Source organism: Rubrivivax sp. JA1055 (genome assembly GCF_020966565.1).
GTDB classification, from domain to species: Bacteria; Pseudomonadota; Gammaproteobacteria; order Burkholderiales; family Burkholderiaceae_C; genus Rubrivivax; species Rubrivivax benzoatilyticus.
In genome coordinates, this window is sequence record NZ_JAJKFP010000006.1 from 1532578 (window position 1) to 1538970 (window position 6393).

6 protein-coding genes are annotated in these 6393 nt (G+C 71.0%); all 6 read left to right on the forward strand.

What is annotated here, in order from left to right:
* Nucleotides 1–45 precede the first annotated feature (45 nt).
* The 6 genes from LOC65_RS16395 to pncB all read left to right on the forward strand — a co-directional run bounded on the left by LOC65_RS16395 (nt 46) and on the right by pncB (nt 6292).
* The gene (locus tag LOC65_RS16395) at nt 46–543 is read left to right on the forward strand and encodes a plastocyanin/azurin family copper-binding protein (RefSeq protein WP_230248273.1); all 498 of its coding nucleotides are present in this window, start codon (nt 46–48) and stop codon (nt 541–543) included.
* Nucleotides 540–995 (forward strand): DUF411 domain-containing protein, encoded by a 456-nt coding sequence (locus LOC65_RS16400; protein ID WP_164961979.1) that lies wholly within the window; start codon nt 540–542, stop codon nt 993–995. The genes LOC65_RS16395 and LOC65_RS16400 overlap by 4 nt, the downstream gene beginning before the upstream one ends.
* Nucleotides 996–1213: 218 nt before the next feature.
* Nucleotides 1214–3106, forward strand: coding sequence for a PAS domain-containing hybrid sensor histidine kinase/response regulator (locus LOC65_RS16405; protein ID WP_009858956.1), 1893 nt, complete (start codon nt 1214–1216; stop codon nt 3104–3106).
* A 38-nt stretch (nt 3107–3144) separates the two neighbouring features.
* Nucleotides 3145–4203, forward strand: coding sequence for an oxidoreductase (locus LOC65_RS16410; RefSeq protein ID WP_230248274.1), 1059 nt, complete (start codon nt 3145–3147; stop codon nt 4201–4203).
* A gap of 47 nt (nt 4204–4250) precedes the next feature.
* On the forward strand, nt 4251–5093 hold the full coding sequence (locus LOC65_RS16415; protein ID WP_230248275.1) for an isochorismatase family protein: 843 nt from the start codon (nt 4251–4253) through the stop codon (nt 5091–5093).
* Nucleotides 5094–5104: 11 nt separating this feature from the next.
* Nucleotides 5105–6292, forward strand: coding sequence for a nicotinate phosphoribosyltransferase (gene pncB / locus LOC65_RS16420; protein WP_029719068.1), 1188 nt, complete (start codon nt 5105–5107; stop codon nt 6290–6292).
* The last annotated feature ends 101 nt before the right edge of the window (nt 6293–6393 follow it).

Here is a 6393-nt window from a genome sequence, read left to right on the forward strand (position 1 = left end):
CGCCCACGCCACACGTGGGCCTCGCACGATCTCTTGGAGTCCCTCTTGAAGAACCGAATCCTCCAGCCGGCGCTGCTGTGCGCCGCCGCCCTCTTCGCCATCACCGCCCAGGCCGATGCCGGCCACGAACACGGTGGCGCCCATGCCGCCGCCCACGCCCACGACGCCGACACGCCCTACGGCCGCCCCGGCGACGCGGCCAAGGCCCAGCGCACGGTGCGCATCGTGATGAGCGACACGATGCGTTTCGACCCGGCGACGATCACCGTGCGCCGCGGCGAGACGGTGCGTTTCGTCGCCGCCAACGGTGGCCGCATCGAGCACGAGTTCGTGCTCGGCACCACCGCGTCGCTGAAGGCGCACGCCGAGGAGATGCGCGCCATGCCCGACATGCAGCACGCCGACCCCGGCGCGGTGCGTGTCGCCGCCGGTGCCAGCGGCGAGATCGTCTGGCAGTTCACCGAGGCCGGCAGCTTCGAGTTCGGCTGCCTGATCCCGGGGCACTTCGAAGCCGGCATGGTCGGCAAGGTGGTGGTGCGATGAAGCGGCGCGATCTGTTGACGGCGGCGCTGGCCGCCGCCGCACCGGCACTGGCCTCGGCCGCCGCCCCGGCGCTGCCGCCGGTGCAGGTGTGGAAGAGCCCCACCTGCGGCTGCTGCGGCGCCTGGGTGACGCACATGCGTCAGGCCGGGTTCGCCGTCGAGGTGCACGATGTGCTGGACATCGACGCCTCGCGCCGCCTGCTCGGCATGCCCGCCGTTTACGGCAGCTGCCACACGGCGCGGGTGGCGGGCTACCTGCTCGAAGGCCATGTGCCGGCCGCCGACGTCAAGCGCCTGCTGGCGATGAAGCCGGTGGCCATCGGGCTGGCCGTGCCCGGCATGCCGGTCGGCTCGCCGGGCATGGAGATGGGCTCGCAGCGCGACGCCTACGACGTGCTGCTGGTGGAGCGCGGCGGTCGAGCCCGCGTCTTCGCCCGCTACGGCGCAGCCTGACGGCGTGCCGCGGGGCTGGCGGCAGACGCGATCGCTTCGCAGCCGCATCGGTGGTGTAATCACAGAAAGATCAACCGCCCTGCGACTGCCCGAATGCGCGACTTCTCGCCAGCGCCCCCCGCCGACGCCGATGGCCGCGCCCCTCACCGGGGCTGGCGTTGTGCGGACGGCGACGCGGCGGGCGTTCCGGCCGCCCGGCGCCGCCCCGGCTGAACCCGATGCACGGCCCGGCCGACGACGACCTCGCCCTGCTCGAGTTCCTCCATCGCGCACCGGTCGCGATGCTGCAGACCACCGGCGACGGCTGCGTTCGGCTGATGACGCCGCGAGCTGCCGAGTTGCTGGCCCCGCTGGCGCCCGGCGGCAGGCTGGACAACCTCTTCGACGTGCTGGCGCCGGCCATGCCCACGCTGCACGAGGACCTGGCCCGCCACGGCAGCGCACGCGGCACCGTGTTCGAGGACCGGCGCATCACGCTGCGGCTTCCCGGCACGCCAGCGCGCGAGCAGGTGCTGGCGCTGGGGCTGCTGAGACTGAGTGAAGACCGCCTGGCTGCCTGGCTGGTGGACGTGACCGCCGGCGAGCACGAGCGCCTGGCCCTCGCCGAGCACCTGGCGCTGGCCACCGAGGCCGCCGGCATCGGCACGTTCGAGCTGCGTTACGACGGCGACGAGCCGCTGCAGTTCAACGCCCAGAGCTGCCGCCTGTTCGGCCACCCCGACGGCGGCGATCCACGCGCCATCGTGCGCGAGGCGGTGCCGCCGGGCGAGATCCGTCGGCTGGCGGCCTGGGTGGCCCCCTTGCGTGACGGACGCGAGGCCGACGCCGTGGAGTTCGAGATCCGCTGGCCCGACGGGCAGCCCCGACGTCTGGCCGCCAAGGGCCGTTTGCGCCGGGGCGGCGACGAGACCCGCAAGGCGGTCGTCGGCGTGCTCTGGGACGTCACCGAACAGCGCCTGGCCGAAGCGGCGCTGGAGGCCCAGCGTGTCGCCGAGCGTGCCAGCCGCGCCAAGAGCGAGTTCCTGTCCCGCCTGGGCCACGAGATCCGCACGCCGCTGAACGCGATCGTCGGCTTCGCCCAGATGCTGCTGCGCGGCGCGGTGGTGCCGCTGGCGCTGGAGCACCGCCAGGCCGTCGCCCACATCGCCGACGCCGGGCGCCACCTGGAGCGCCTGATCGCCGATCTCACCGACCTGTCGCTGATCGAGGCCGGCACCGTGCGCCTGGAGAGCAGCGTCGTCGACCTGGGCCAGGTGATCGACGAGGTGCTGCACGAGGCGCACGCCTCCGCGGCGATGCGGCGGGTGCAGTTGCGCAGCGCCCTGCCGGCCGAACGTCTGCTGGTGCTGGCCGACGGCACGCGGTTGCGCCAGGTGCTCGCCAACCTCGTGTCCAACGCGATCAAGTACAACCGACTGCACGGCGAGGTGGTCGTCGCCGTCCGGCGCGACGGCGCCGGCTGGTGCATCGCGGTGCGCGATACCGGGCTCGGCATGTCGCCGGCCCAGCTCGCGGCGCTGTTCGAACCGTTCAACCGGCTCGGGCGCGAGGCCAGCGGCATCCCGGGCACCGGCATCGGGCTGGTGTTGACGCGCGAACTCGTCGAGGCCATGGGCGGCAGCCTGGAGGTCAGCAGCGAGCCCGGACGGGGCAGCGAGTTCCGGTTCGTGCTGCCGGCCGCGGCGTCGACGGCGGCGCTGCCGGCACCACCTCGCGCGCTGGTGGCCCGCCCGGAACTGCGCGGGCGGGTGCTGGCCGTGGAGGACAACCCGGTCAACGCGGTGCTGCTGCAGAGCTTCTTCGCCTGGCGCCCCGGCGTCGAGTTGCGCATCGCCGCCAATGCCGCCGAGGCGCTGGCGCTGGCGCTCGCCGCGCCGCCCGACCTGCTGCTGCTGGACCTGTTCCTGCCCGACCGGCCCGGCCTGGACCTGCTGCGCGAACTGCGCGCCGAGCACGGCCAGCAGACCCCCTGCATCGTGCTGTCGGCCAGCGCGATGCCGGCCGACCTGCTGGCCGCACGCGAGGCCGGCATCGAGCTGTACCTGACCAAGCCGCTGGACGTCGACAGGCTGCTCAACGCTGTCGACGCGCTGCTGGCGACGCCGGCCTGACGCGGCGCCCGCCCACGCGGGCACGGGAGGAGCGATCGATGGACGACCTGAAGGTAGGCTTGATCGGCTGGGGCAGTTCGGCCACCACCTTCCATGCGCCGCTGATCCGCGCCACGCCGGGGTTGCAGCTGGCGGCGGTTGCGACGCGATCGCCGACATCGGCCGCGGCTGCGGTGCGGGCAGCCTGCGGCGACGCGGTGACGGTGCAGAGCGCCGAGGCCCTGATCGCCGACGGCCGGCTGGACCTGATCGTCGTGGCCACGCCGAACGACAGCCACCATGCGCTCGCCGACGCGGCCTTGCGTGCCGGCAGGCACGTGGTCGTCGACAAGCCATTTGCGCTCGACACCAGCCAGGCCCGTTCCCTCGTGGCCCGGGCCGGCGAGGTGGACCGCCTGCTGTGCGTCTTCCACAACCGGCGCTGGGACGGTGACTTCATGACGCTGCGCTCGCTGCTGGACCGCGGCGTGCTCGGCCGTCCGGTGGAGTTCGTCTCCCACTTCGACCGTTACCGTCCCCAGGTACGCGACCGCTGGCGAGAACACGCGGGAGCCGGCAACGGCCTGTGGTTCGATCTCGGCCCGCATCTGCTCGACCAGACGCTGCAGTTGTTCGGCGCGCCGGCGGCGATCACGCTGGACCTGGCGTTGCAGCGCGACGGGGCGCTGACCGACGACTGGTTCTGCTGCCATCTGCGCTGGGAGGGGGGGCCGCACGACGGGCTGCGGGCAAGGCTGCAGGCCGGCATGCTGGCCGCCGAACCCGGCCCGCGTTTCCTGGTCCACGGCCACGCCGGCAGTCTTCGCATCGACGGGCTCGACCCGCAGGAATCGGCACTGAAGCGCGGCGCGGACCCTGCCGATCCAGGCTGGGGACAGGAGAGCACACGCCGCGGCCGCTGGTGGCGCGGCGACGGCCCGCCTGACAGCGTGCCGCTGCTGGCCGGCGCGTATCCGAGCTTCTACGCCGGCATGCGCGACGCGATCCGCGGCCTCGGGCCGTTGCCGGTGGCGCTGGACGCTGCGCTGGCGGTGCAGGCGCTGCTGGACGCCGGGCGGCGCAGCGTCGCGGCCCGCGCCGAGCTGCGGCTGGCCTGACCCGGCACCCTGCCGCCGTGACGTAGCATCCCTGGCACGAGGACGACATGCACGCTGGCGACATCCACTTGCTGATCATCGACCCGCAGAACGACTTCTGCGACTTGCCCGCCGACTGGTGCGCGGTCGACCCCGCCAGCGGGCAACGGCTGACGCCGGCGCTGCCGGTGGCCGGCGCACATGCCGACATGCTGCGCCTGGCCGCCTTCATCGACGCCCACGCCTCGCGCATCGTGGCCATCACCGTCACGCTGGACTCGCACCACCGCATCGACGTCGCCCACCCGCCCTTCTGGCGCCGCGAAGACGGCGAATCCGTGGCTCCGTTCACCCCGATCACGGCGCAAGACGTGCGGGCGCGACGTTTCGCTCCGCGTGATGCGGCGGCGTTGCCTCGCACGCTGGCGTATCTGGACGCACTGGACCAGCGTGGGCGCTACACGCTGATGGTCTGGCCGGAACACTGCCGTATCGGCACCTGGGGCCATCTCACCCACGCCGCGGTGCAGGCGGCTTGCGACCGCTGGGAGGTCCACCGGCAGCAGCCGGTACGCCACGTCTTCAAGGGCGACAACCCCTGGACGGAGCACTACAGCGCCTTCCAGGCCGAGGTGCCCGACATCGACGATCCCGCCACCGCGCTGAACGAGTCGCTGATCGACGAACTGTCGACAGCCAAGACGCTGGTGATCGCCGGAGAGGCCGGCAGCCACTGTGTTCGCGCCAGCGTCGAGGACCTGCTCGTCCACCTCCCCGCGGACGTGTCGCGGAGGGTGATTCTGCTGACCGACTGCATGAGCCCGGTGCCCGGCTTCGAAGCCGAACAGCAGAGCTTCCTGGAGCGCGCGGCCGCCGCTGGCGTGAGCCTCGAGACCAGCACCGAATGCTGAAGGAATCCCACGTGCGCCCCGTCATCGGCAGCCTGCTCGAGACCGATCTCTACAAGTTCTCGATGTGGCAGGCGATGCTGCACCGCCACCCGGCGACGCAGGCGCGCTACCGTTTTCTCTGCCGCAACCGCAGCGCCTTCCCGCTGGCCGAGCTGGTGGGCGACGTGCAGCGTGAAGTCGATGCCTTGTGCGCGCTGTCGTTCAGCGCCGACGAACTGGCCTATCTGCGCACGCTGCGTTATCTCAGCTCGGACTTCATCGACTTCCTGCGCATCTTCCGCTTCCAGCGCGACTTCATCCGCGTGGAAGCCGAAGGCATGAATCTGGCCATCAGTGTCGAAGGGCCGCAGGTCCACGTGATGGCGTTCGAGATCTTCGTGCTGGCGATCGTCAACGAGCTCTATTTCCGGCGGGTCGGGTCGGCCGCCGCGCTGGATGAAGGCCGGCGCAGGCTTCAGGCCAAGATCCGGCGCTTGCGCGAGTTCGCCCAGGAGCCGCCGCGCCGGCACCCGTTCCGCTTCTTCGATTTCGGCTTGCGCCGCCGATATTCGGGCAGCTGGCAACGCGAGGTGCTCACGACCTTGAAGCAGGAGTTGCCCGAGTTCTTCACCGGAACCTCGAACGTCCTGCTCGCGCGCGAACTTGACCTGGTGCCCATCGGCACGATGGCCCACGAGTATCTGCAGACATTCCAGGGTTTGGGATACCGCCTGCGCGACCACCAGAAGGCGGCGCTGGAAGCCTGGGTTCAGGAGTACCGCGGAGACCTTGGCACCGCATTGACCGATGTCGTCGGCATGGACGCTTTCCTGGCCGACTTCGACCTGTACTTCGCCAAGCTGTTCGACGGCCTGCGCCATGACTCGGGAGACCCTTACGTCTGGGGCGAGAAGGCGTTGGCGCACTACGCCCGCCTGCGCGTCGATCCTTCGACCAAGCGCCTGGTGTTCTCCGATGCTCTCGACATCGAGCGTTGCCTGGATCTCTATCGCCACTTCGCAGACAGGACCCAGTGCGGTTTTGGCATCGGAACGCACCTGAGCAACGACACTGGGCTGGCGACACTCAACATCGTCATGAAGCTGACCAGCGTGAACGGCCAGCCGGTCGCCAAGATATCCGACGCCCCGGGCAAGACGATGTGCGACGACCCCGGGTTCCTGGCTTATCTGCGCCAGGTGTTCGGCGTCAAAGCCTGAGCGCAAACCAATACCAATTCTGGTACGAATCGTTCGCCGGAACGGTTTGCCGCCGTCTGAAGACGATGCTCGGCGCGTGATCGAGGCGCTGCTCAGTGGCG

Bases quoted from the DNA above. Each gene is read 5' to 3' on its own strand.
- LOC65_RS16400 (WP_164961979.1), top strand. From the start codon at position 540: ATGAAGCGGCGCGATCTGTTGACGGCGGCGCTGGCCGCCGCCGCACCG.
- LOC65_RS16405 (WP_009858956.1), top strand. From the start codon at position 1,214: ATGCACGGCCCGGCCGACGACGACCTCGCCCTGCTCGAGTTCCTCCAT.
- LOC65_RS16410 (WP_230248274.1), top strand. From the start codon at position 3,145: ATGGACGACCTGAAGGTAGGCTTGATCGGCTGGGGCAGTTCGGCCACC.
- LOC65_RS16415 (WP_230248275.1), top strand. From the start codon at position 4,251: ATGCACGCTGGCGACATCCACTTGCTGATCATCGACCCGCAGAACGAC.